Source organism: Pseudomonas arsenicoxydans, from assembly GCF_006438915.1.
GTDB lineage: Bacteria > Pseudomonadota > Gammaproteobacteria > Pseudomonadales > Pseudomonadaceae > Aquipseudomonas > Aquipseudomonas arsenicoxydans_A.
This window is the reverse complement of the sequence record NZ_RCZE01000011.1, coordinates 218,136-243,360: the sequence shown is the minus strand read 5'-3', so window position 1 is coordinate 243,360 and position 25,225 is coordinate 218,136. Positions and strand designations below refer to the sequence as shown.

Here is a 25,225-nt window from a genome sequence, read left to right as displayed (position 1 = left end):
AATTGGGCGTTGTGAACATGAGCGATAACACAGTATCTCCGGCTGCGGAAACACCAGCCGCCAAAACTCCTCGCCGCTGGCCGGCGCTGCTGGTCGGCCTGGCCCTGGTGGCCGGCGTCGCGGGCGGATTGGGGTGGTTCATGCACAAACCCAAGGCTCCGCCGGCGCAATTGGCCAGCGACAAACTGGGCATGAGCCGGCCGGACGGTCTGCTCGAAACCCACTCCTTGAGCCAATTGCCCAAGGACCTGCTGGCAGTGCCGTTCCTCAAGGAAACCCTGACCGAGGATTTCGTCTTCTATTACGAAGCGCACGTCGATCGCCTCGGCTTGATCGGCAGTCTGCGGCGGATCATCTACGAGCATGACTTGAAGTTGCAGGACAGCCTGATCGAACAACTCTTCGATCAACCCGCCGACGTGGCGCTGTGGCGCGGGGCGGATGGCCGGCTCAAGGATTTCCTGTTGGTGATGGATCGCGGTGGTTTGGCCAAGGTGCTGGAACCGCTGGCCAAAGTGGCGCTGGACGATTCGCAGCTGACCCAACTCAGTGAGGTGAAAGTCGGCGCCGACGACGTGGCGCTGTATCAGCTCACCTACAACAACAGCAAAGCGCTGGTGTTCGCCTCCCATGGCGACAAACTGGTGGTGCTGTCCAATCCTTCCAAGCTCTACGACCCGAGTAACGGCCCAAGCGATGAGCGCGGCACTGTCTCAACCACGGCCATCGCCGCGTTGCTCAACGGCGACAAACTGTTCCCCGAAGCCTTCGGCCTGCCACCCCGTGCACCGGAAGTGAAACAACGCCTGTCGGTCAATTCCAGCGTCCTGGCCATGGGTTACCAGCGCTTCATCCCGAATTTCGCCGGGCTGCGTTTCGACATGGACGACAAGGGCTGGCACAGCTTCCTCGCCATGGATGAACTGGACGATCAACCGGACTTCGATTTCAAACCGATCTGGCAAGCCATGCCGATGGGCGCCAGTGCTTGCGTGGCCTTGCCGCTAGCCGCCGAACAACAGAAACCACTGCTGGTGAAACTCGGCGCCGAAGAACCGGTAGCCCAGGCATTGACCGAACACATGGCCGGCGCGGCGGGCCTGTGCTGGTACGCCGATTCGCGCCTCTACACGCCGTTGCTGGTGGCCAGCCTGAACGACAAGGACAGCGCAAAGCTGGATGGCGACCTCGGCAGTTTGTTCAGTTCGATGGTCGGCGCCTATGAGCCCAATGTCGAAGAACACGCGTTCCCGGTGGTCGAGAAACAGGACGGCCCGACTCATCAGTGGCAGCGTCAGGTCAGCTCCAACTTCGGTCCTTACAAAGCCAAGGAGGCTGAAAATCCGGACGCAATCTCCGGCAAGGCCTTCATGAAAGTCAGCCTGGCCCGTCACGGTTCGACGCTGCTGTTTTCCCTTGACGACAAGCTCGTGGACAAGGCCCTCGGCACGCTCGACAAGCGCTTCCCGCCGATGGCTGACGTGGTGCCGAAAGACCTGCTGATGCCGGTGTATTTCGGCCCGGATGCGATGGCGCAACTGATGCAACAGGAAACCCTCGACAGCCTGCCGCAGGACATGGAGCCGGTGTTTTACAACGCCGCGCAAACCTACCTGATTCCGAAACTGCGCAAGCTCGGCGGCTACGGCAAGTACGCCCTGACCTTGCCCGAAGGCAGCGAGCCTGACGGCCACTGGCAATGGCTGCCGCTGGAATGGAAAGCCCTGTGACCGCACTCATCCGCGGCCTCGGCCTGCTGGCGATGTTGCTGGGCAGTCGCGCCTTTGCCACTGAGGCCGCGCCGCTGGATCCGCAGCAATCCCAGGTATTCCGCGCCTGGTTCGTGCGCATCGCCCAGGAACAGCTGACCCAAGGCCCGAGCCCGCGTTGGTATCAGCAGGACTGCGCAGGCCTGGTGCGGTTCGCCGCCAACGAAGCGCTGAAAGTCCATGACGATAAATGGCTGCGCAGCAACGGGCTGTCCAATCGCTACCTGCCGCCGGAGTTGCAATTGAGCGAGGCGCAACGCGGTCTTGCCCAGCAGTGGCAGCAGGGCGGCGGCAAGGTCGGGCCGTACGTCAATGCGATCAAACTGATTCAGTTCAACAGCCATCTGGTGAGTCGGGACGTGGCGCAAGCCCGGCCCGGGGACCTGATGTTTTTCGATCAGGGCGACGACCAGCACCTGATGATCTGGATGGGCCGCTACATCGCCTATCACACCGGCACCACCACCCCCACTGACAACGGCATGCGATCCGCGAGCCTGCAGCAACTCATGACATGGAAGGACACCCGATGGATACCCGACGCAGCCAACCCCAACTTCATCGGCGTCTATCGACTGAACTTTCTCTCCCAATGATCGGTGCCCGCATGCTGCGTTTTCTGCCTTTGCTGTTGGTTATGGTGCTGCCGTTTTCAGCGGTCAACGCCGAAGACACCGTCGAGCCGAGCGGCTACACGCCGATGGCTGGTGAAAGCTTTTTCCTGCTGGCCGACAGCAGCTTCGCCAGCGACGAGCAGGCGATGGTGCGCCTCGAAGCACCGGGTCGTGACTATCGCCGGTTCCGCATGGAGCCCTACGGCGGCGCCGATATTCGCGTGTACCGCATCGACAAGCCGCTGGATTTCCTCAAGCGTCAGAAGAACCTGCACCGCGTGGTCAGCGACGGCCAGTTCAAGGGCGAAGGGCTGTCGAATACCCTCGCGTACCTGTGGGACAACTGGTACCGAAAATCCCGTCGCGTGATGCAACGGGCGTTTTCCTACGAGTCCCGTCAACAAGTCACCGAAGAGGTGCCGGAACTGAAGATGGGCACCGCCATCTCCGCGCCAACGCCTTACGACGCACAGCCGCAATTTGCACTGATCCCGGGCCTGCCGGTGGTCAGTCAATTCCGCTACCCGCTGTGGCAAGCCAAACCGATCCAGCCGCCTGAAGGCGTGAACCTGGCGGGCTCTTCCAGCGAGTTCGTCAGCGTCGCGCCGGGTAACGTCTACATTCCGTTGGGCAACCTGAAACCGGGTCTGTACCTGGTGGAAGCGCTGATCGGCAAGTACCGCGCGACCACCATGGTCTTCGTCTCGAACACCGTGGCGGTGAGCAAGATCGCCGGTGATGAATTGGTGGTCTGGGCCGCGCGCAAACACGAAGGCAGTTCGGTGCCGAAAGTGAATGTGCTGTGGACCGATGGCCTCGGCGTGATGAGCAGCGGAGCCACCGATAGCGATGGTTTACTGCGTCTGAAACACGTCAGTCCCGAGCGTTCGTTTGTGATCGGCGAGGATGAAGAGGGCGGGGTGTTTGTCTCCGAAAACTTCTACTACGACAGCGAAATCTACGACACCAAACTCTACGCCTTCACCGACCGACCGCTGTACCGGCCGGGGGATTGGGTGTCGCTGAAAATCGTCGGGCGCGAATTCAAGAATGCCCGGGATTCCGTCGCGCCGACTGCGGCCGACGTCAACGTGACCGTGCTCGATGCCACCGGCACGGCGCTGCAATCGCTGGCGCTGAAACTGGATTCCAAGGCCGGCACCCAAGGCCGATTCCAGTTGCCGGACAATGCGGTGGCGGGCGGTTACGAACTGCGTTTCAGCTACAAGGATCAGGCCTACAGCAGTGCGTTCCGTGTGGCTGAATACATCAAGCCACACTTCGAAATATCGCTGAACCTGGCCAAGCAGGATTACCGCACCGGCGAACCGGTGAAAGGCAGCCTGGTGCTGCTGTACCCGGACGGCAAACCGGTGGCGAACGCCAAGTTGAGCCTGAGCCTGCGTGCCCAGCAGCTGTCGATGGTCGACAACGAACTGCAATACCTCGGGCAATTCCCGGTGGAGCTGACCAGTACCGAACTGACCACTGACGCCAAGGGCAACGCGACCCTCGACTTGCCGGCCGCCGAGAAACCGAGCCGCTACATGCTCACCGTGTTTGCCAGCGACGGCGCGGCGTATCGGGTCAAGACCACCAAGGAAATCCTCATCGACCGTGGTGCGGCGAGTTTCAGCTTGAGCGCGCCGCAACGGTTCAGTGCGGTGGGCGACAAGGTTGCGTTCAGCTACGTCAACGAGGGCGCCAACGAGCAGAGCAAAACCGTGACGCCAAGCAGCTACAGCTGGGTGCGTCTGGAAGATCAGACCTCCGGCGACGGCAAACTGGCCGCCAAAGATAAAGGCTTCACCGTGGCCTTCGACCGTCCCGGCACTTACAACCTGACGTTGAAAGATGACCATGGCCGCGTGGTCGGTGCGACCGGTCATTCGGTCACCGGCGATGGCGTCAAAGCCGTGCCGGGCACCGTGGAAATCGTCCTCGATAAACCCGAGTACAAGGCCGGTGATGAAGCCCTGGCATTGATCACGTTCCCGGAGCCGGTCAGCGATGCATTGCTGTCGCTTGAGCGTGACAAGGTCGAGGCCACCGCGCTGCTGTCCAAGGGCGGCGACTGGCTGAAGATGGAAAAACTGAGCGACACTCAATACCGCGCGCGCATCCCGGTGAAAGACAATTTCGCACCGAACCTGACCTTCTCCGTGCTCTACACCAAGGGCGGCCAATACAGCTTCCAGAACGCCGGGATCAAGGTCGTCGCGCCGCAAATCGACGTGGCCATTGCCACCGATAAAGAGACGTATCAACCGGGCGATACCGTGTCGGTCGACCTGACCACGCAGTTCGCCGGCAAGCCGATTCCGGCGCACCTGACCGTCAGCGTGGTCGACGAAATGGTCTACGCGCTGCAACCGGAAGTCGCGCCGACCATCGACCAGTTCTTCTACCACCCGCGCCGCAACAACGTGCGCACCAGCGCCAGCCTGTCGTTCATCAGCTACGACGTGGCACTGCCGGGCAGCCCCGGCGCACCGGGCAAAGCCAACCGCAGCGAGCGCGGGGTGAAAGTGCTGGAGCGACCGCGTCGTGAAGACGTCGATACCGCCGCGTGGCAGCCGGAATTGATCACCGACGCCAATGGCAAAACCCGCTTTACCTTCAAGATGCCGGACTCGCTGACCCGCTGGCGCATCACCGCCCGGGCTATCGCCGATGACGGGCAGGTCGGGCAGAAGAAGCAGTTCGTGCGTTCGGAAAAACCGCTGTACTTGAAGTGGAGCGGCCCGACCAAATTCCGCAGCGGCGACAAGCCGAGTCTCGGGGTGTTCGCCTTCAGTCAGGCCGAGAAACCGGTCAAGGCGGAGCTGGTGATTCATGTCGGCGGCGCCGATCAGCGTGTGCCAGTGACCCTGAACAACGGCATCAACTACATCGCGCTGCCGGAGTTCCCGTTGGCCAGTGGCGAGTGGGCCGCCGAACTGGTGCAGGACGGCAAAACCGCTGACGCGCTGGCCGTGCGCCTGACTGCCACCGGCGATGGTTGGCAGGTCACGCAAAGCCAAAGTCTGGACGTGGCCAGTGGTGATACGCCGCTGAGCTTGCCGGCCGATGCGACGGATATCCGCCTGCGTCTGGATGACAGTCCGCAAGCGCTGTTCCGTTCGGCACTGGATGATCTGCTGAGCTATCCGTACGGCGGCGTCGAGCAGACCGCCAGTCGTTTGCTGCCGCTGAGCATTGCCTATCCGACCTTGGCGTCTAACCCGCAGATTCGCGACCGCTTGCGCCTGATCATGCAAAACAGCCGTCTGCGCCTGGTGCAAATGGCCGGGCCGTCCGCGAGCTTCACTTGGTGGGGCATGGACGGCGAGCCGGATGCCTTCCTCACGGCTTACGCTTATTACGCCGACTGGAACGCCAGCAAGGTGCTGGATCTGAGCTTGCCGCCGGAGCATTGGCAGCGGGTGCTGGAGGTGTATTCGAAACAGGCCAAAAACACGCCGCTGTTGCAGCGGGCGTTGATCCTGTCGTTCGCCAAACAGATGCAATTGCCGGTGAACACCTTGCTCAGCGGCTTGATGGATGACCTGGCGAAAGCGGGCGAGGGTAATGCCGCGAACCTGATGGAGGATGGCGAAGACAGCCTCGTCATGAGCGACCCGGACTCAGCGCTCGGTCTGGCCGCTGCGCGCGTGTTGACGGCATCGCTGGCGCGGCAGTCCAAGGTGACGTTGCCGGAGGCTTTCAATCGTCAACTGGCGGATGCGCAACAGCGTTTGGCAGTCAGCTCGCAGCCGTTCGCCGAAGCGCTGAACCTGTCGCTGCAACCCTTCGATCAGGCCCACGCTCAAGCGTTGTTGCAACGCTTGCTGCCACAGCAATCGACGCTGGAACGCGCCCTGGCGCTGACCTGGTTGCAACGCAGCATCGAACAAGCTTCACCGACCATGGCACTGGCGCCGGGTGAAGGCTGGAAGAAACAGTACGGCGATACCGGTGAGATGTATTGGACGTGGCAGGGTTCTCCGTCGGTGCCGGCCGTATTGTCGTTGACCGGAACGCAGGAGCGGCCATTGCGCGCCGCGTTGAGCTACCAGACCAAACAACCTTCGGTTGATCCGATGGCCGTGACCATCACTCGGCGCTTGTCTCGATTGGTGCCGGGTGACGAAGCCTTCACCTTCAAACTCGAAGCGGTTGGTACCCAGCCGTTGTCCAGCGACAGCCTGTACCTGGACGAAGTGATCATCACCAGCAAAGCGGCGAAACCACTGCGCTACGGCATGCTCGAAGTGCCGTTGCCGCCGGGCGCCGATGTTGAGCGCACGACGTGGGGCATCAAGTTGATGGGCAAGGCCGGCACCGAACCGACGGCGCTGGAGAAGGCGCGTTTTGAGCCGGGTCAGATGGCTTATGCGATTCCGGTGGATGCCTTGAGCGGTGAGTTGCGCCTGCGTCATCTGGTGCGCTTCTCGCAGAAAGGTCAGTTCAATCTGCCGCCGGTGCGCTTCACTCAGGTCTACGCGCCGCAACATCAGGCGCAGGAACAGAAACCGGCCCTCGGTCAGGTCACGGTCAACTGACATGACCCGGCCTCTGGTCTGGCTGCTGTTATGTTTGATTCCTGCGCTGGCGACAGCGCAGGACGAACCGTTGCGGCTGGGCTACAAGGGTGAATTGATTTCGTTGAACCGGACTCAGGTGATTTCACGCGAGCCCTTGCCTGCTGACTTGCAGGCACCGTTGGGCAGTTTGTGGAAGTTGTTTGTGTTCGGTTGGCTGGTGGATACCGGCGCCCGTGAACCTGCTTATGAATGTCGTGGGCAATCGAAAGACGAAGTTTATTGCTGCACGGCCGGCGGCAAGATTGAACGGGATCAGGCGTTGGTGAAATCGTGTGGTTTGTATTTTGAGCCGGCACGTTTGGGCATCACTGCCGCCGACTGGCGCACGTATTGGCAAGCACGACAGGCGCCGCAGTGGTTGCTGGACCTGCCGTCGTTAAAGCCCTCTACGCGAGTGTCCGTCGCTGAACTGCTCAAGGTGTTGGCCGAGATGCCGGCGCAGGATCAGGCGCGGCGGGTGTTGCTCGATGTGGTACTCAATGCCGCCGACGGCAATGTTGTGGGTGAACTCGGTGGCCGGTTGCGGGTGAAAACCTGGAGTTGGCTGGGGGATCAGGATCGGTCATCGCGTCAGGGCGGTTTTGCCGGTTGGACGGCGGATGGCACGCCGATCTGGGCCGGTGGGCGCGGGACCAGTCAAATGGTGCTGCGTCATTACGGTGAGGCGTTGGCTTCAGTATTGCCGACTGAATGGCCGGCGGATGCGGGGCGCTGTGTCGAAGTCGGACTGTTTTCTCGATATCCGATTGCGCGGGTTCTGGCGGGGGACCGTGTTGTCTATTCCGGGCCATTGCAGGGCGACTACCGCGTCGAGTTTGCAAACGGCAACCAGCTCGATATCCACAGCGGCGGCGAACTCTTCTTGCTCAAGGATCAGCTCGTCGCGCGCCTGGATCGCGAAGAATACGTCGCCCGCGTCCTCCAGCGCGAAGCCAAGCCTGAACCCGCCGAAGCCGCCAAAGCCCTGGCCATCGCGATCCGCACCTACCTCCTGCAAAACGCCACGCGCCACGGTGACTGCCTGAGCATCGACGACAGCAGCAGCCGTCAACGCGTCGCCCCACGCCCGGCCACCAGCGAGTCACGCCAAATCGCCGCCTGGACCAGCGACCTCGTATTGGCCGGCAGCACCGTCACCTACCACTCCGATCAACCCGGCCCGGACAAACTCTCCTGGCAGCAAGCCGTCGAACAAGCCAACGCCGGCCAGCGCTACGACGCCATCCTGCTGCACGCCTACCCGCGCGCCAGCCTCAGCCGCTGGGACAACCCCGTCGCCTCCTGCGAAGCACTGCCCGCCGCGCAAGACTGGCTGCAAACGCAACGCCGCGGCTGGCGTGCACGGTTGGAAAGCGAGGTCGGCTACAACGAAGTCAGCACCTTCGCCGTCTGCCGCCTGGCCTTCGGCCGCCCCTACGTCGACCGCGAACGCCAGCGCATCTACGTGCGCGGCGTACTGTCGCTGCAAGACCGCCTCGACCTGACCCACGAATACCTGCACCTGGCCTTCGAAGCACACCCCAACGGCCAGGATGAAACCTACATCGAAGGGCTCGCCCGCCACTTCTTGCTGGAATAGGCCATGAAACTCCGTTATCCACAGGTCTTCCTGTTCCTTTGTACTTTTTGCGTGATGCCGACAATTTTCGCCGCAGACGCCGCCGTCAAACTCGACACCCCCGTCGGCGGTTGGCGTACGGGCGCGGTTGAAGGCGAAGGTGAAAACTTCCGCCAGACCGTCAACTATCCCGCTTCATCGGTGAACACCCCGGTGGGGCAGGCCAATACCGCGCGTATCAGCGGCCAGATCAAATCCACGCCCAAGTCGACGGAGCCTGGTCGGTTGATCGTCAACGGCGTGAGCATGCCGCTGAAGATCGATCCGGCCGGGCGCTTTGATCGCCCGTTCTCGTTTCCCAATGGCAGCAACAGCGTCGAAGTGCGCAGCCCTGATGGACAGCAGCGGCATCGCACGCAGTTTCTTAATGCCAGCGGTGGCGCGACGCCGGCGAAATTGCGAGTGCTTTTGTCCTGGGACAGCGATAACACCGACTTGGATTTGCACTTGATCACGCCCGATGGTGCACACATCTGGTACGGCGACCGAGTCGCACCCAATGGCGCGGCGCTTGATGTGGATGTGACGACAGGGTACGGCCCGGAAATCTTCGCCATGCCGGCGCCGATCAAAGGGCAATATTTGGTGTACGTGAACTACTTCGGCGGCGGGTATCGGAGTGATGAGGAAGGGCAGGAGGATGCGGTTCAGCCGCTGACGACGGCGCAGGTGACGGTGATTACGGAGGAGGGGACGCCGAGCGAGAAGATGGAGACGTTTTTGGTGCCTATGCGGGCGGTGGGGGAGTTGACGTTGGTTAAGTCGTTTAGTTATCCGTGATAGGGGGAATTTCGCGGTACTGCAGGGGCTTTCCAATTGGGCAGCAGCTTGCTGCACAATTGCAGTCAGGCAAAATTGGTCAGCAGGCTGCTGACCGATTTCGGGCGATTCAGACGTTTTCTGAGGCCCTGGCTGAACTGTCGAGATCGTCCAGACTGACTCTTACTCGCAATGGCGCTTCAAGTCGTTTCGAAACCACCGCTACAAGCACGTAATCTTCTTCGTTGAACATCTTTTGCTTTGTTGGGGGGCGTTGACTTGAGCCTTTTTCGGCTAGGGGCTTGAGGGGGGCGATGAGGAAACTACCTCCAATAATGGCTTTCTTCCAGACAATTAAAAAGCCGGCTTGTGGCCGGCTTCTCGGGGACTGGCTTGGTTCATTTTTGGTAAACCGCGCCAGCCTTCAAAACGTACACCCGGATCTTGCGTCCGGCTGTGGGACTTGGCGAGAAAATCATCTGCCGTGTCGGTGCGATCTGAGCCGCGGGGCGGGTCGATGCGCAAATGTGGGGCGCAGCATACTGATTTTTTGGGGAGATTCCCAGCTTGGTGTGCGTCTTCTTAGAGCTGTCCGGCTCGGGATTCAGTGACCCGTCCGGATTTTCAGGTGAATGTTCCATTGCTTTCGCGGGCAAGCCCGCTCCCACAGGGATAGTGTGATGCCTGTGGGCGTGGGCTTACCTGTAAAAATGCTCAGGTGTTTACAGGAACGGCACCGCCGGCCGCCGTTTGTTAAGTGTCGACCACCAAAACACCCACCCCAGCACCCTGATGTTCTGCTTATCAATCTGCTCGGCACTGAAGATCTCATCCGGGTGCTCGGTTTTGTTGTAGCTGCGCAACCGCAGCGCATTCCCCGGCATCCGGTGCAGGTATTTGATGCGCAGCATCCCGTCGTGGTCGATGGCGTAGATCTCCCCATCAATCACCTTGGTCAGTCCGCGATCGATGGCGAGGGTGGAGCCATCCTCAATCCTCGCGCCCATGCTATTACCGAGCATGTAAACGCAGATCACATCGGCATGGTTGATCTCCAGGGAGTCGAGGTGGTTTTTGGGTAGGCGGATGAATTGGCCGGTGTCTTCCACGATGTGGGTTTTGTAAGAGCCCGGGGCGATGGGTGTTTCTTTGTAGAGGGGCAGTTCGACGTCGGTCCGCTCGATGACCGTGTAGATGCCACGAATCGCCTGGGCGTCGAAGGTGTTGCCGGACTCGTCGAGCAGGCGCAGGTGTTTGGCGTCTTCCGGACCTTCGCCGGTTTTGAGCCAGTGGCTGTTGACCGAGAGTAATCTGGCGACCTCTTCCATGCGGTAAGCGGGTACACCGCGGGTGTACCAGTTGTGGATGTTTTGAGCTTCCGTGTCGAAAAAAGCGGCAAATCCTGTCGTCGTGATCTTGGCTTTTTCAAGCAATGCTTTGAACCGTGGGCCGCTAGTGTTCTTTTTCATAAACACGAGTCTACGGGCGCAGGGCGGGGCTTTGAATAAACGAACCGTTCAAATTTCGAGGGAAATTTACGACCGGATGTAAGACGTATTTGGAACAAATTAAACAGAAAAAAACCGCATCATTGAAAAGATAAACGCGTTGTTTAAAACCCTTTATGAGCGCCCACAAAAAACCCCGGATCAACCGGGGTTTTTTCAAGTCGTCAGTGGCGCAAGGCCATTGGCGTCTTAGCCTTTATAGGCAGCAACCGACTTGGTGATCGCTTCGCGGGCGGCATCGGCGCCGGCCCAGCCTTCGATTTTTACCCACTTGCCTTTTTCGAGATCTTTATAGTTCGCGAAGAAGTGCTCGATCTGCTGGATCAGCAGTGGAGGCAGGTCGGTGTATTCCTTCACGTCGACGTACAGCTGGGACAGCTTGTCGTGTGGGACTGCGATGACTTTGGCATCGCCGCCGCCGTCGTCGGTCATGTTCAGGATGCCGACTGGACGAGCGCGGATGACCGCGCCTGGAGCGACCGGGTAAGGGGTCACAACCAGCACGTCGAGGGGATCACCGTCGTCAGCCAGGGTGTTCGGGATGTAACCGTAGTTGGCCGGGTAGAACATCGGGGTGGCCATGAAACGGTCAACGAACAGGCAATCGCTGTCTTTGTCGATTTCGTATTTGATCGGCGCGTGGTTGGCCGGGATCTCGATCGCGACGTAGATGTCGTTCGGCAGGTCTTTGCCAGCCGGAATCTTGCTGTAGCTCATTGGGCGGTGCCCCCGTTAGTTGACCAAAAACACTTGGCCGGATTGACCAAAAAGTGGCGGCGATTATAGGCATATTCCGCCGATGACGCCATGTGCCAGAAGTCGTGTAGACCTTAGTCGCGTGCCTGATAGACCGGGTCTTCGGCCAGAAGTTGCCGCAACCGGGCCAGCGGATCCTGTCGGTAAAACAACTTCAGCTGTTCATACACCTTCGGATAAGCCTCGTGCAGCAAATCCGGAGCGCTGAAGAAGTATTCACTGGTGACGGCAAAAAACTCGGCAGGGTTTTCCGCTGCATAAGGATCAATCGCAGTTTCGGCGTCCGGATTGCGCTCCAGTTGCCGGTCGAGGTCATCGTAGGCCTCTTGCATCACCTTGGCCCAGTCGCTGACCCGCATGTCCGGGTGCAGCGGCGGCAGGCCGTTGGCGACGCCATTGAGCATGTCGAGTTTGTGCGCGAGTTCGTGGATGACCAGGTTGTAGCCTTCCCAGCCACCACTGGCCATCACGCCCGGCCAGGCGAGGATGATCGGGCCTTGCTGCCACGCCTCGCCACTGTGTTCGCCGTCCCACTCGTGCTCGACGCCGCTGGCATCGCGATGGCGCTGGGGGCTGAGGAAGTCGTCGGGGTAGAGGATGATTTCGTGGAAACCCTGGTACCAGTTCAAATCGCCTAGATTCAACAGCGGCAGTTGCGCTTGCGCGGCCAGCAACAGGCGCTGCTCCTGGTGCAGCTCGACACCGGGCAGTGCGGTCAGGTGTTTGTCTTCGAGGAACAGCACGCAGGCTTCGCGCAGCCACTGGTCTTCAGTGGCGCTGATGCCGTCAAGAAAGCTCAAGTGATGGCGCACCCGTTGCCACATGTCGTCGGCAATCGGGTGCTTGGCCAGGGTGCGCCGGCGACGCCAGGCGCTAAGCGACCACATCGCAGATCAGCGCGATTGGGCTTTGGACGCGGCGTTGCCGAGGCGGCTGCGGACCATGCCAATGATCATCGGCACGAGTGACAGCAGGATGATACCCACCACCAGCAACGACAGATTTTTCTTGATGAACGGTACGTTGCCGAAGAAGTAACCGAGGGTCACCAGGCCACCGACCCAGAGAATCGTACCGAGCACGCTGAAGAAAAAGAAACGCGCGTAAGGCATATTGCCGACACCGGCGACGAACGGTGCAAAGGTGCGGATGATCGGCAGGAAACGCGCCAGCGTTACGGTTTTGCCGCCGTGCTTGTCATAGAAGTCGTGGGTTTGTTGCAGGTAGTCGCGGCGGAAGATCTTCGAGTTCGGGTTGCTGAACAGTTTTTCGCCTGCCGTTCGACCAATGAGGTAGTTGGTGCTGTCGCCGAGAATCGCCGCGAGCATCAGCAGGCCGCCCAGCAATACCGGGTCCATGCCGCCACCGGCCGCAACGGCACCGGCGATGAACAGCAAGGAATCGCCCGGCAGGAATGGCATCACCACCAGACCGGTTTCACAGAAAATCACCAGAAACAGGATGGCGTAGATCCAGGTTCCATAGTTGGTAACCAGCATGTCGAGGTAAACATCGAGATGCAGAATAATGTCGATCGGGTTGAAATCCATGGGGGCACCTGTGGTGACGGCCCGACTCAGCAGGCCTGTGCGGATGACTGCGCATAAGACTACACGGGGGTGTAGTTTTTCTTACAAGTCGGAAAGATCGGGATTATACGGACTGAAAAGTGAAAAGAGCGTTCAGTTTGTAGCGGGGGATGTCGCAGTAGACCGATGGTTGATGCAGGGCTTTTGTAGGCGTTCGCCTGCTCGCGATAGCTTCACCCAGGTATGACTGACACACCTAGGTGAGGCTATCGCGAGCAGGCGAACGCCTACAGAACGGGCTCAGAGCTCGTCGCTGATCGGCAGCACGTAGTTCTTGAACTCGGTATCTTCCTTGAACCCGATGGATTCATAGGTTTTACGCGCAACTTCGTTGTTGCTGCTGGTGGAAACGCGCATGCGCACGGCATTGGTTTCCTTGGCCATTTTCTTCGCGGTACGGATCAGGTTGTCGGCCACCAACTGGCGGCGAGCGTCTTCGGCGACATAAATGTCGTTGAGGATCCATACACGCTTCAGCGAAAGGGACGAAAAGCTCGGGTACAACTGACAGAAACCCATCAGTTTGTTGCTGTCGTCATCGGACAGCGCCAGATAAATCACCGATTCCTTGCGGCGCAGGCGTTTTTCGAGGAACGCTCGGGACGAGTCCGGGTACGGCAGGGATCCATAAAACTCACGATATTTCACGAACATTGGCGCCAATAGGTCCAAGTGTTCGAGGGTCGCTTGAATAATCCGCATGGTAGGTCTCGTCTTCAAGTGGCTGTCTTACTGCATTGACGGCGATGGGAAACCCGTGGCGGCCGTTCGTCGATCCTGCCTGAAACTGGTTCGCAAACGCAATGCGGAAACGGTTCAGGCATCTGTCTGACCCAACAGAAAGTTTCGTTTCATGTCCGTTCCGGCGTCAGATTCCAGTGTCTGAAGCTGCGCCTCGTCCTTGAGATTGACCCCCGACAGCTGTCTACGACAGGCCTCGCGCATCAAATACAACAAGCGATGGGCCGCCATTCCATAACTCAGGCCTTCAAGTCGAATATTGGAGATGCAATTGCGATAAGCATCCGTCAGACCGACCTTTGGATTGTAGGTGAAATATAAACCCAGACTATCAGGGGAACTGAGCCCGGGGCGTTCACCGATCAGGATGACCGTCATCTTCGCGCCCATCAGTTCACCGATTTCGTCGGCCACCGCGACGCGGCCCTGTTCCACCAGCATCACCGGTGCCACGGACCAGCCTTCGGCCAATACCTGTTCCTCCAGACGCGCGAGAAACGGCAGGGTATGGCGATGCACCGCCAGTGCCGACAGCCCATCGGCCACCACGATCACCAGATCGACACCGCCGGGATTTGCGGCCGCATAAGTGCGCAGGGTCTGCGCCGACTCATCGCTGAGCTTTCGCCCCAGATCAGGGCGCTGCAAATAGCTGTCCCGGTTCGTGGCGGCACTGTGCAGCAACAGACTGTCGCGTCCGATCTCGGTCAGTTGAGCGCTGAGCCCCGCCGAGTCGAACGGCAAATGCACGGCATCCCGCGCCTGCGCATGGGCGTACTGGAAATCCAGTTGGGCGCTGGTCGGCATGCTGGTGCCCGTGCGACCCAAGGCAATGCGCGCGGGTGTCAGCCGGCGCAATTCCAGCAACGGATTTTGTGAATCAACGGGTGGTTTTTCCATGAAAGCACTCATCCCAATTGCGCCATCGCCTGGCGGAAGGCCGGGGGCAGGCTGTCGCCGAAGTGAATTTTGCCGTCCGCCTGGGTAAAGATGCCCATTTTCGTCAGCCACTGCTCGAATTCCGGCGCGGGTTTCAGGCCCAGGGTCTGGCGGGCATAGAGGGCGTCGTGGAACGAGGTGGTCTGGTAGTTGAGCATGATGTCGTCGGAACCGGGGATGCCCATGATGAAGTTGATCCCGGCCACGCCCAGCAAGGTCAGCAGGGTGTCCATGTCATCCTGGTCGGCTTCGGCGTGGTTGGTGTAACAGATGTCGCAACCCATCGGCACGCCCAGCAACTTGCCGCAGAAGTGGTCTTCGAGGCCGGCACGAATGATCTGTTTACCGTTGTAGAGGTATTCCGGCCCGATGAAGCCGACCACCGTGTTCACCAAAAACGGTTTGAAATGCCGGGCCACGGCATAGGCGCGGGTTTCGCAGGTCTGTTGGTCGATACCGTGGTGGGCGTTGGCTGACAGCGCGCTGCCCTGACCGGTTTCGAAATACATCAGGTTCTGGCCCAGCGTGCCGCGATTCAGGCTCAAACCGGCGTCGTAACCTTCCTTCAACACATTCAGGTTGATGCCGAAACTGGCGTTGGCCGCTTCGGTGCCGGCGATCGACTGGAACACCAGGTCCAGCGGCACCCCGCGATTGATCGCCTCGATCGACGTGGTGACATGGGTCAGCACACAGGCCTGGGTCGGGATTTCGTAGCGCTGGATGATTGCGTCGAGCATTTCCAGCATGGCGCAGATCGAGGCGATGCTGTCGGTGGCCGGGTTGATGCCAATCATCGCGTCGCCGTTTCCGTACAGCAGGCCGTCGAGGATGCTTGCCGCGATACCGGCGGGCTCGTCGGTGGGGTGATTGGGTTGCAGGCGCGTGGATAAGCGCCCGCGCAAGCCCATGGTGCCGCGAAATTTGGTGACCACGCGGATTTTCTGCGCCACCAGCACCAGGTCCTGGACGCGCATGATCTTCGACACGGCGGCGACCATTTCCGGTGTCAGGCCGGGGGCGAGCGCGCGCAGGCTTTGTTCATCGGCGGCATCGCTGAGCAGCCAGTCGCGGAAACCGCCGACGGTGAGGTGGCTGACCACGGCAAAGGCGTGTGGGTCGTGGGTGTCGATGATCAGTCGGGTGACCTCATCGGCTTCATAAGGAATCAGTACTTCCTGCAGGAAGTGGGTCAGCGGGATATCAGCCAGGGCCATCTGCGCGGCCACACGCTCGCCATCATTGAGCGCGGCGACGCCCGCCAGGAAATCGCCGGAGCGCGCCGGACTGGCTTTGGCCATGACGTCTTTAAGGCTCTCGAAACGGTAGGTCTGAGCGCCGACGGAGTGGGCAAATGCGGCCATGGGATGGTGTCCTCCTGATTCTCTGAATAACTAAAATTCACCACTTACCCCTTGTGGGAGCCTTTGTGGCGAGGGGGCTTGCCCCCGTTGGGCAGCGAAGCGGCCCCAGCATTTCGGCGACAAACCGCGTTAATTGCGTTTACGGCTGCTACGCAGCCGAACGGGGGCAAGCCCCCTCGCCACAAAGGCTCGCTCCCACAGGGGGCTGCATGCACTTCAATAGCGCAGGCGCCAGGCTGCAAGCCCGGCGCCGGTGCAACTTAAATGCCTTCAAGCATCGCATCGGCCGGCGCGTCGGCGCGTTGCTTGGCGGTCAACTGGAAATACAGGTAGCCGGCGGCCATGAAACCGAGAAACACACAGCCGATCAGCGTGTTGAACCAGGCCATGGCCACCAGGCACACCACCGCCAGGAACAGCGCGATTCCCGGAACAATCGGATAACCCGGTGCACGGAAGGTGCGTTCCAGGTTCGGTTCGGTTTTACGCAGTTTGAACAGGCTCAGCATACTGATGATGTACATCACGATGGCACCGAATACCGACATGGTGATCATCGCCGCCGTCAGGGTCATGCCTTGCAGGTTGACCAGGCCATCGCTGTAAATCGCTGCGATGCCGATCACGCCGCCGGCCAGAATGGCGCGGTGCGGGGTCTGGAAGCGCGAAAGTTTGGCCAGGCCGCTCGGCAGGTAACCGGCCCGCGCCAGGGCGAAGAACTGGCGCGAGTAGCCGAGGATGATCCCGTGAAAGCTCGCCACCAGACCGAACAGGCCGATCCAGACCAGCATGTGCATCCAGCTCGAATTGTTGCCGACCACGGCTTTCATCGCTTGGGGCAGTGGATCGTTGATGTTCGACAGTTGGCGCCAGTCGCCGACGCCGCCGGCCATCACCATCACGCCGATGGCCAGGAACACCAGGGTCAGAATGCCGCTGACGTAAGCCTTGGGAATCGTGCGTTTCGGGTCCTTGGCTTCTTCCGCAGCCATCGCCGCACCTTCGATCGCCAGAAAAAACCAGATCGCGAAGGGAATGGCGGCAAAGATCCCGGGAATGGAGGCGATGGTGAATTCGTTGGAACCCGACCAGCCATTGAGCACGAAGTTACTGAAGCTGAAGCCCGGCGCCACGACGCCCATGAACACCAGCAACTCGGCGACCGCCAATACGGTGACCACCAGTTCGAAGGTGGCCGCGATGCTGACCCCGAGGATATTCAGGCCCATGAACACAAAATACGCGCCAACCGCCGCGATCTTGGGGTCAAGTTCCGGGTATTGCACGTTGAGATAGGCGCCAATCGCCATTGCAATGGCTGGGGGCGCAAACACGAATTCGATCAGGGTGGCGATGCCGGCGATCAATCCGCCTTTCTCGCCAAACGCTCGCCGGCTGTAGGCAAACGGCCCTCCAGCGTGGGGAATTGCAGTCGTCAGTTCGGTGAAGCTGAAAATAAAGCAGGTGTACATCGTCGCCACCATCAGGGCGGTGACGAGAAAGCCCAATGTGCCTGCGGTGCCCCAGCCGTAACTCCAGCCGAAGTACTCGCCGGAAATCACCAGGCCGACGGCAATACCCCATAAATGCAGGGTGCCGAGTGTGGGTTTGAGCTGTGTAGAAGAAGTCATAAGTCCTCGCTGTCTTTTTTATTGTTTGATCTTCTGGACTTGCGGTACGACGTTTCAGGTGTGAAGCGGGCACGCAAAGCCCGTGCCAGAGCGGCCAGGGCGATGTTGGTGTGTCATGGAGGGCGCCATCGCTGGCAAACCATGCTCCTACAGGTACAACGCAATCCTGTAGGAGCCGAGCTTGCTCGCGATGGCCGTTACTCGATATCGCGCCGGGTTAGAAGAAGCCCAGCGGATTGATGTCGTAGCTCACCAGCAGGTTTTTGGTCTGCTGATAGTGGTCGAGCATCATCTTGTGGGTTTCACGGCCGACGCCGGACTTTTTGTAACCGCCGAACGCGGCGTGCGCCGGGTACAGGTGGTAGCAGTTGGTCCACACACGACCGGCCTTGATGGCGCGGCCCATGCGATAGGCGCGGTTGATGTCGCGGGTCCAGAGGCCGGCACCGAGGCCGAACTCGGTGTCGTTGGCGATGGCCAGGGCTTCGGCTTCGTCCTTGAAGGTGGTGATGCTCACCACCGGGCCAAAGATTTCTTCCTGGAACACGCGCATTTTGTTGGTGCCCTTGAGCAGGGTCGGCTGGATGTAATACCCGGTCGCCAGGTTGCCCTCGAGTTTTTCGATTTTACCGCCGGTCAGCAGCTCGGCACCTTCGCCCTTGGCGATTTCCAGGTACGAAAGGATTTTGTCGAATTGCTGCTCGGAGGCCTGGGCGCCGACCATGGTGTCGGTGTCCAGTGGGTCGCCACGTTTGATCGACAGCACTTTCTTCATCACGACTTTCATGAAGTCGTCGTAGATCGACTCTTGCACCAATGCACGGGACGGGCAGGTGCAGACTTCGCCTTGGTTGAAGAACGCCAGCACCAGGCCTTCGGCGGCTTTTTCGATGAAGGACGGTTCGGCCTTCATGATGTCTTCAAAGAAGATGTTCGGCGATTTGCCACCCAGCTCCACGGTGGACGGAATGATGTTTTCGGCGGCGCATTTCATGATGTGCGAGCCGACCGGGGTCGAGCCGGTGAAGGCGATCTTGGCGATGCGTTTGCTGGTGGCCAGCGCTTCGCCGGCTTCTTTGCCGAAGCCTTGCACGATGTTCAGCACGCCCGGTGGCAGCAGGTCGCCGATCAGTTCCATCAGCACGGTAATGCCCAGTGGGGTCTGCTCGGCGGGCTTGAGCACTACGCAGTTACCGGCGGCCAAGGCCGGGGCGAGTTTCCAGGCGGCCATCAGGATCGGGAAGTTCCACGGGATGATCTGCCCGACCACGCCCAGCGGTTCATGGATGTGATACGCCACGGTGTTGCCGTCGATCTCGGCGGCGCTGCCTTCCTGCGCACGGATGCAACCGGCGAAGTAGCGGAAGTGGTCAGCCGCCAGCGGGATGTCGGCGTTGAGGGTTTCGCGAACGGCTTTGCCGTTGTCCCAGGATTCGGTGATTGCCAGCAATTCCAGGTTCTGCTCGATGCGGTCGGCAATTTTCAGCAGCACCAGCGAGCGCGCCTGGGCGGACGTGGCGCCCCAGGCATCGGCGGCGGCGTGGGCCGCGTCCAGGGCCTTATCAATGTCTTCGGCGGTGGAGCGTGGGAATTCGGCAATCGGTTGGCCATTCACTGGCGAGGTATTGGTGAAGTACTGACCTTTGACAGGCGCGACGAACTCGCCGCCGATGTAGTTACCGTATTTGCTCTTGAACGAAACGATAGCGCCTTCAGTACCGGGGTGAGCGTAACGCATGGTGATGTTCTCCTTGGCTTTGTACTTATTAGAGAAACGCGCAAGTGCGCTTGCTATAAGCGTAGAGCAAAGGTCGGGCCACTGCCTTGCAGGTCAGGCAAATCAAGGTCTTGCGCGCTTTTTGTCGGACCGGCGGATGCGTGCTGTGACGCTTTCGGTACAGCCCCTGTGACACTTTGTACCGCTTGTGGCACAGCGTGTGACTGGCGGGTCTTGCCAGCATTGCAATGCGTCGATGGCTGGAGGATGCTGGGCCTCAATTTGCCATGCATGGATATCTTTGTGGCGAGGGGGCTTGCCCCCGTTGGGCTGCGAAGCAGCCTCAATCCTGTCACCTCGATGTACCAATCAGGCGACGTGCTCAGAATTTGCGACTGCTGCGCAGCCGAACGGGGGCAAGCCCCTCGCCACAGGAATGGCCACGGTAAGTACTCACCTTTCGGGGAGAATAATAAGAAATGCACGACAACCATTTGAGTCGCCATGCCCGACAAGTCCTGACCGTTACTCAGGGCAAATCGCACCTGCACGGTCCCGGCAGCGATCCCTCCATCGCGCGCTCCTGGCTGCGCTGTCTTGAGGACTATCACCTCGACCCGGCCCTGAGCATCGCGCCCACGGTGCTGGAGCATGGCCGAGTACTGGAGAGCCGCGAACGCTTGCAGCAAGTGCTGCACATCGCTGGCAACGAAATGACCAGCCTCCATCAGCAACTCTCCGGCGCCGGGCATGCGGTGCTGCTGACAGATGCCCGTGGCGTGATCCTCAATTGCGTCACCGCCCCCGCCGAACGGAAGATTTTCGAGCGCGCCGGCCTCTGGCTGGGTGCCGACTGGAGTGAAGCCTGCGAAGGCACCAACGGCATCGGCACCTGCCTGGTTGAGCGTCAGTCGCTGACCATCCATCAAGACGAACATTTTCGCGGTCGCCACACTGGCCTGACCTGCTCGGCGAGCCCGGTGTTCGACCCCCATGGCGAACTGCTGGCGGTGCTCGACGTGTCATCGGCGCGCCACGATGTCTCGCGCCAGAGCCAGTTTCACACCATGGCCCTGGTCAATCTGTCGGCGAAGATGATCGAGAGCTGCTATTTCCTGCGCTACTTCGACAATCAATGGCTGCTGCGTTTTCACTTGCAGGCCGAATCGGTCGGGCTGTTCAGCGAAGGGCTGCTGGCGTTCGACGGGGAAGGGCGGATCTGTGCGGTCAATCAAAGCGCGCTGAACTTGCTAGGGCACATTCGTGGCGGCTTGCTGGGCAAACCGGTGGAAGCGTTTTTCGACTGTTCGCTGGATGAGTTGCTCGGTCGCGCCAGCGTGAACGCCAGCGCCAGTTGGCCGCTACGCACCCGTGACGGTCGTAGCCTGTTTGCCGTTTTACGCGGGCAACCACGCAGCATCCCGATGCCGGTGGTGCAAAGCCCGGCCATTGCCGAGCGTCCGCGGCTGTCGGGCATCTGCATCGGTGATGCCGCGCTGCAGGAAGATTTTCGCAAGTCGCTGCGGGTGTTCGAGCGCGATGTCCCGCTGCTGATCAACGGCGAAACCGGCTCCGGCAAAGAGGCGTTCGCCAAAGCCGTGCACCAGGCCAGTCAACGGGCGGAAAAAGCCTTCGTTGCCCTTAACTGCGCGGCCATTCCCGAAAGCCTGATCGAGAGTGAACTGTTCGGTTATCGCGGTGGCAGCTTCACCGGCGCGCGCAAGGAAGGCATGCGGGGCAAGTTGCAGCAGGCCGATGGCGGGACCCTGTTTCTCGACGAAATCGGCGACATGCCCCTGGCGTTGCAGACCCGGCTGTTAAGGGTGCTGGAAGATCGACAGGTGGTGCCGATCGGCGGGGAGCCGGAGGCGGTCAACGTGCGGATCATCAGCGCGACTCACCGTAATTTGCTGGATCGGGTGCAGGACGGCAGCTTCCGGGAGGATTTGTATTATCGGCTCAACGGGCTGGAAGTCGCGTTGCCGGCATTGCGTGATCGCAGTGATAAATCCCAATTGCTCGATTTCTTGCTGTCGGAAGAGGCGGGCGGGGAAACGGTTGTGATCGACGGGCCGGCGCGGGAAGCCTTGTTGGGGTTTGCCTGGCCGGGCAACGTGCGGCAGTTGCGCAATGTGCTGCGTACGTTGGCGGCGCTGTGTGACGGTGGGCGGATCGGGCTGGAGGATTTACCGGCGATGATTCGTCAGGCGCGGCCGGCGGTTGCATTGACGGTCGAAGAACCTTCCGAGCATCCGTTGGACGATGCCGAGCGGGTGGCGTTGTTGAATGCGCTGGAGCATACGCGTTGGCACATGACTCATACGGCTGAGCAGTTGGGCGTCAGTCGTAACACGCTTTACAGAAAGCTGCGTAAACACGGTATCGAGCGCTAAATCTGCTTTTTGTGGCGAGGGGGCTTGCCCCCGTTCGGCTGCGCAGCAGACGTTATCCAGTCACCACATACTGCCGGAATGAAATCCTAGGGCCGCTTCGCAGCCCAACGGGGGCAAGCCCCCTCGCCACAGAGGTCGCGGTGAGTCTCAGCTAAAGGGTGCGATTTTCCCCTCCCTACGCTAACCTGCGGCCATGTTTTACGAGGTCGACTAATGCACATTCATATTCTGGGTATCTGCGGCACCTTCATGGGTTCGATGGCGGTTCTGGCCAAGGAACTGGGCCATCACGTGACGGGTTCCGACGCCAACGTCTATCCGCCAATGAGCACTCAGCTTGAGGCTCAGGGCATTGAGTTGACCCAAGGCTACGATCCTTCCCAGCTCGATCCGGCCCCGGACCTGGTGGTCATCGGCAATGCCATGTCGCGCGGCAACCCGGCCGTCGAATACGTGCTGAACAAAGGCCTGCCGTACGTCTCCGGCCCGCAGTGGCTGGCGGATCACGTGCTGCAAGGTCGCTGGGTGCTGGCTGTCGCCGGTACTCACGGCAAGACCACCACCAGCAGCATGCTGGCCTGGGTCCTGGAACATGCGGGCATGAGCCCGGGCTTCCTGATCGGTGGCGTGCCGCAGAACTTCTCGGTGTCGGCACGCTTGGGCGGCACGCCGTTCTTCGTGATCGAAGCCGACGAATATGACAGCGCCTTCTTCGACAAACGCTCCAAGTTTGTTCACTACCGCCCGCGCACGGCGATCCTGAACAACCTTGAGTACGATCACGCTGACATCTTCCCCGATCTGCCAGCCATCGAGCGGCAATTCCACCACTTGGTGCGGACCATTCCAAGCGAAGGACTGGTGATCCATCCGACCACCGAGTCGGCGTTGCTGCGTGTCATCGAAATGGGCTGCTGGACCCCGGTGCAAACCACCGGTGCCGGCGGTCAGTGGCAGGTCAAACTGCTCAGCGAGGACGGTTCGAAGTTTGAAGTGATGTTCGAAGGCGTGGCCCAAGGCGTGGTCGAGTGGGGCATGACCGGTCAGCACAACGTCGCTAACGCCCTGGCCACTTTGGCAGCAGCGCGTCATGTTGGCGTGGTGCCTTCCATGGGCATCGCCGCGTTGAGCGCCTTCAAAAGCGTGAAGCGCCGTATGGAAAAAGTTGCCGAAGTGCGCGGCATCACCATCTACGACGACTTCGCTCACCACCCGACTGCCATTGCCACGACCCTCGACGGTCTGCGCAAACGCATCGGCGATGCGCCGTTGATCGCGATCATCGAGCCGCGCTCCAACTCCATGAAGCTCGGCGCGCACCGCGACGGTTTGCCGGAAAGTGTGGTCGATGCCGATCAGGTGATTTGGTACGCACCCGCCAACCTCGGCTGGGACCTTGCCGGCACTGCCGCGCTGTGCACCGTTCCGTCGATTGTCAGCGATTCACTGGAAGGCATCATCGAACGCGTGAAGAGCCAGGCCCAGCCCGGCACCCACGTGGTGATCATGAGCAACGGCGGCTTCGGCGGCCTGCACGGCAAACTCGCCGAGGCGCTGCAATGAGCAGCGGCCCGGATCGGATCACGCTGGCGATGACCGGCGCTTCCGGCGCCCAGTATGGTTTGCGTCTGCTCGATTGCCTGGTGCGTGAAGATCGCGAAGTGCACTTCCTGATTTCCAAGGCTGCGCAACTGGTGATGGCCACCGAGACTGACGTTACGCTGCCGCCCAAGCCGCAGATGATGCAGGCCTTCCTCACCGAATACACCGGCGCCGCTGCCGGGCAAATCAAGGTGTATGGCAAGGAAGACTGGATGTCACCGGTGGCCTCGGGTTCCGGTGCGCCGGCGGCGATGGTGGTGGTGCCGTGTTCCACGGGAACACTGTCGGCCATCGCGACCGGTGCCTGCAACAACCTGATCGAACGTGCGGCCGATGTGACATTGAAGGAGCGTCGCCAGTTGATTCTGGTGCCGCGTGAAGCGCCATATTCGAGCATCCATCTGGAGCACATGCTCAAGCTGTCGAACATGGGTGTGACGATCTTGCCGGCCTCGCCGGGCTTCTATCATCAACCGCAGACCATCGATGACCTGATCGACTTTGTCGTGGCGCGGATTCTCAATCTGCTGAACATCCCGCAAGACATGCTGCCACGCTGGGGCGAACACCATTTGAGCAGCGATGAATAAGCTACTGACCCTTCTGCTGGTATTGCAACTCACCGGCTGCGCCACGGCGCGCACCCTTGATGCCGCCAAACCCGGTGCACCCTTGGTGTATGCGGGGACGCGTCTGGATGTGTATGCCATGAACGGCGGGTGCTGTGCCAAGGACCACTTTGGCGCCGAGGCGCCGAGTTACCCTGGCGTGGACCTGCCAGCCAGCGCGTTGCTCGATACGCTGCTGTTGCCGTTGTCGCTGTTGACGGTGCTCGGGGTGAGTTTTCAGGCGACGGGCGGGTTGTAGCGTTCGGCTAATGTGGCGAGGGAGCTTGCTCCCGCTGGACTGCGCAGCAGGCCCCTGCTTTTTGGGTGAAGAGAGGGCCGCTTCGCAGCCCAGCGGGAGCAAGCTCCCTCGCCACAAGGGTCAGCAGTCTATTTACCTAGTTTGCGCAACTCATCCGACTCAACAATCCGCACCCCATCCTGCTCTTCCAGCGCCAACCGCCACATCGCCCGGGCCAGTTGGCAGGCTTCGATGCCGTGGTATTTGCCCGGGATCAGGCGTGACAGCGGGCCGGCGACTTTCTCGCCCATGCGCGGCTCGATGCGATCGCCCAGCAACAGAGACGGGCGGCAAATGGTCAGTTGCGGCCAGTCCTGCGCGCGCAATGCGTATTCCATCTCGCCTTTGACCCGGTTGTAGAAAATCGAGGACCTGCGATCAGCGCCCAGGGCACTGATCACGATCAGGTGGCGTGCGCCCATTTCCCGCGCACGTTTGGCAAACGCCACAACCATGTCCAGATCCACGGCACGAAACGCTTCTTCGGAACCGGCCTGTTTGATCGTGGTGCCCAGGCAGCAATAGGCGATATCGACGCGGCCGTTCAACTGTGGCAGAAACACCGCCGGGTCGCCAACCGGGTTTTCCAGGTGCGGGTGTTTGGCGAGTGGACGGCGCGAGGGGGCCAATACCCTTGAAATCGTAGGCTCGTTCAACAGGCGATCAAGCAGACGTTCACCGGTCAACCCGGTAGCTCCGGCAAGCAATACATGCTGAGGCGTCAAGTACATAG

The 25,225-nt window shown here is 60.4% G+C and carries 19 protein-coding genes; 9 read left to right on the top strand and 10 right to left on the bottom strand.

The genetic code is table 11. The features are described 5' to 3' along the window. Positions 1-17: 17 nt before the first annotated feature. Genes EAH78_RS22870 through EAH78_RS22850 form a run of 5 tightly spaced genes read left to right on the top strand, consistent with a single transcriptional unit; the run spans position 18 to position 9,367 of the window. Positions 18-1,730 (top strand): DUF2138 domain-containing protein, encoded by a 1,713-nt coding sequence (locus EAH78_RS22870; RefSeq protein WP_140669547.1) that lies wholly within the window; start codon positions 18-20, stop codon positions 1,728-1,730. Next, the gene (locus EAH78_RS22865) at positions 1,715-2,365 is read left to right on the top strand and encodes a DUF1175 domain-containing protein (protein WP_140669546.1); all 651 of its coding nucleotides are present in this window, start codon (positions 1,715-1,717) and stop codon (positions 2,363-2,365) included. The genes EAH78_RS22870 and EAH78_RS22865 overlap by 16 nt, the downstream gene beginning before the upstream one ends. Next, the gene (locus EAH78_RS22860; RefSeq protein ID WP_140669545.1) at positions 2,362-6,927 is read left to right on the top strand and encodes an alpha-2-macroglobulin family protein; all 4,566 of its coding nucleotides are present in this window, start codon (positions 2,362-2,364) and stop codon (positions 6,925-6,927) included. The genes EAH78_RS22865 and EAH78_RS22860 overlap by 4 nt, the downstream gene beginning before the upstream one ends. 1 nt (position 6,928) lies before the next feature. Then, complete coding sequence (locus EAH78_RS22855) at positions 6,929-8,548, top strand: DUF2300 domain-containing protein (RefSeq protein ID WP_140669544.1); 1,620 nt, start codon at positions 6,929-6,931, stop codon at positions 8,546-8,548. Between the two features lie 3 nt (positions 8,549-8,551). After that, on the top strand, positions 8,552-9,367 hold the full coding sequence (locus EAH78_RS22850; protein WP_140669543.1) for a YfaP family protein: 816 nt from the start codon (positions 8,552-8,554) through the stop codon (positions 9,365-9,367). A 701-nt stretch (positions 9,368-10,068) separates the two neighbouring features. Here EAH78_RS22850 and EAH78_RS22845 read toward each other — a convergent pair. From EAH78_RS22845 to exaC, 9 genes are all read right to left on the bottom strand, one after another. Next, positions 10,069-10,815, bottom strand: a complete 747-nt coding sequence (locus EAH78_RS22845; protein WP_140669542.1) for a S24 family peptidase — start codon at positions 10,813-10,815, stop codon at positions 10,069-10,071. 228 nt (positions 10,816-11,043) lie between these two features. Continuing rightward, on the bottom strand, positions 11,044-11,571 hold the full coding sequence (gene ppa, locus EAH78_RS22840) for an inorganic diphosphatase (RefSeq protein ID WP_140669541.1): 528 nt from the start codon (positions 11,569-11,571) through the stop codon (positions 11,044-11,046). Between the two features lie 113 nt (positions 11,572-11,684). Next, positions 11,685-12,497: a zinc-dependent peptidase gene (locus tag EAH78_RS22835; protein WP_140669540.1), complete on the bottom strand. Its 813-nt coding sequence runs from the start codon at positions 12,495-12,497 to the stop codon at positions 11,685-11,687. Between the two features lie 6 nt (positions 12,498-12,503). Continuing rightward, complete coding sequence (locus tag EAH78_RS22830; protein WP_140669539.1) at positions 12,504-13,160, bottom strand: DedA family protein; 657 nt, start codon at positions 13,158-13,160, stop codon at positions 12,504-12,506. Between the two features lie 279 nt (positions 13,161-13,439). Next, positions 13,440-13,901 (bottom strand): GNAT family N-acetyltransferase, encoded by a 462-nt coding sequence (locus EAH78_RS22825; RefSeq protein WP_027924319.1) that lies wholly within the window; start codon positions 13,899-13,901, stop codon positions 13,440-13,442. A gap of 114 nt (positions 13,902-14,015) precedes the next feature. Continuing rightward, a complete protein-coding gene (eutC, locus tag EAH78_RS22820; RefSeq protein ID WP_193560095.1) occupies positions 14,016-14,840 on the bottom strand; it encodes an ethanolamine ammonia-lyase subunit EutC in 825 nt (274 codons plus the stop codon). Between the two features lie 8 nt (positions 14,841-14,848). After that, on the bottom strand, positions 14,849-16,243 hold the full coding sequence (locus EAH78_RS22815; protein WP_140669537.1) for an ethanolamine ammonia-lyase subunit EutB: 1,395 nt from the start codon (positions 16,241-16,243) through the stop codon (positions 14,849-14,851). A gap of 260 nt (positions 16,244-16,503) precedes the next feature. Then, a complete protein-coding gene (gene eat, locus EAH78_RS22805) occupies positions 16,504-17,874 on the bottom strand; it encodes an ethanolamine permease (RefSeq protein WP_027924316.1) in 1,371 nt (456 codons plus the stop codon). A 217-nt stretch (positions 17,875-18,091) separates the two neighbouring features. Then, positions 18,092-19,612: an acetaldehyde dehydrogenase ExaC gene (exaC, locus tag EAH78_RS22800; protein WP_140669535.1), complete on the bottom strand. Its 1,521-nt coding sequence runs from the start codon at positions 19,610-19,612 to the stop codon at positions 18,092-18,094. 458 nt (positions 19,613-20,070) lie between these two features. Here exaC and EAH78_RS22795 point away from each other — a divergent pair, with 458 nt between their 5' ends. From EAH78_RS22795 to EAH78_RS22780, 4 genes are all read left to right on the top strand, one after another. Further along, a complete protein-coding gene (locus tag EAH78_RS22795) occupies positions 20,071-21,984 on the top strand; it encodes a sigma-54-dependent Fis family transcriptional regulator (protein ID WP_140669534.1) in 1,914 nt (637 codons plus the stop codon). A gap of 213 nt (positions 21,985-22,197) precedes the next feature. Next, the gene (gene mpl, locus EAH78_RS22790; protein ID WP_140669533.1) at positions 22,198-23,547 is read left to right on the top strand and encodes a UDP-N-acetylmuramate:L-alanyl-gamma-D-glutamyl-meso-diaminopimelate ligase; all 1,350 of its coding nucleotides are present in this window, start codon (positions 22,198-22,200) and stop codon (positions 23,545-23,547) included. Next, the gene (gene ubiX / locus EAH78_RS22785) at positions 23,544-24,176 is read left to right on the top strand and encodes a flavin prenyltransferase UbiX (RefSeq protein WP_027924312.1); all 633 of its coding nucleotides are present in this window, start codon (positions 23,544-23,546) and stop codon (positions 24,174-24,176) included. Before mpl ends, ubiX begins: the two co-directional genes overlap by 4 nt. Next, complete coding sequence (locus EAH78_RS22780; RefSeq protein WP_140669532.1) at positions 24,169-24,453, top strand: YceK/YidQ family lipoprotein; 285 nt, start codon at positions 24,169-24,171, stop codon at positions 24,451-24,453. The genes ubiX and EAH78_RS22780 overlap by 8 nt, the downstream gene beginning before the upstream one ends. 128 nt (positions 24,454-24,581) lie before the next feature. Here EAH78_RS22780 and EAH78_RS22775 read toward each other — a convergent pair whose 3' ends face one another. Continuing rightward, positions 24,582-25,223: an oxidoreductase gene (locus tag EAH78_RS22775; RefSeq protein WP_140669531.1), complete on the bottom strand. Its 642-nt coding sequence runs from the start codon at positions 25,221-25,223 to the stop codon at positions 24,582-24,584. Between the last annotated feature and the right edge of the window lie 2 nt (positions 25,224-25,225).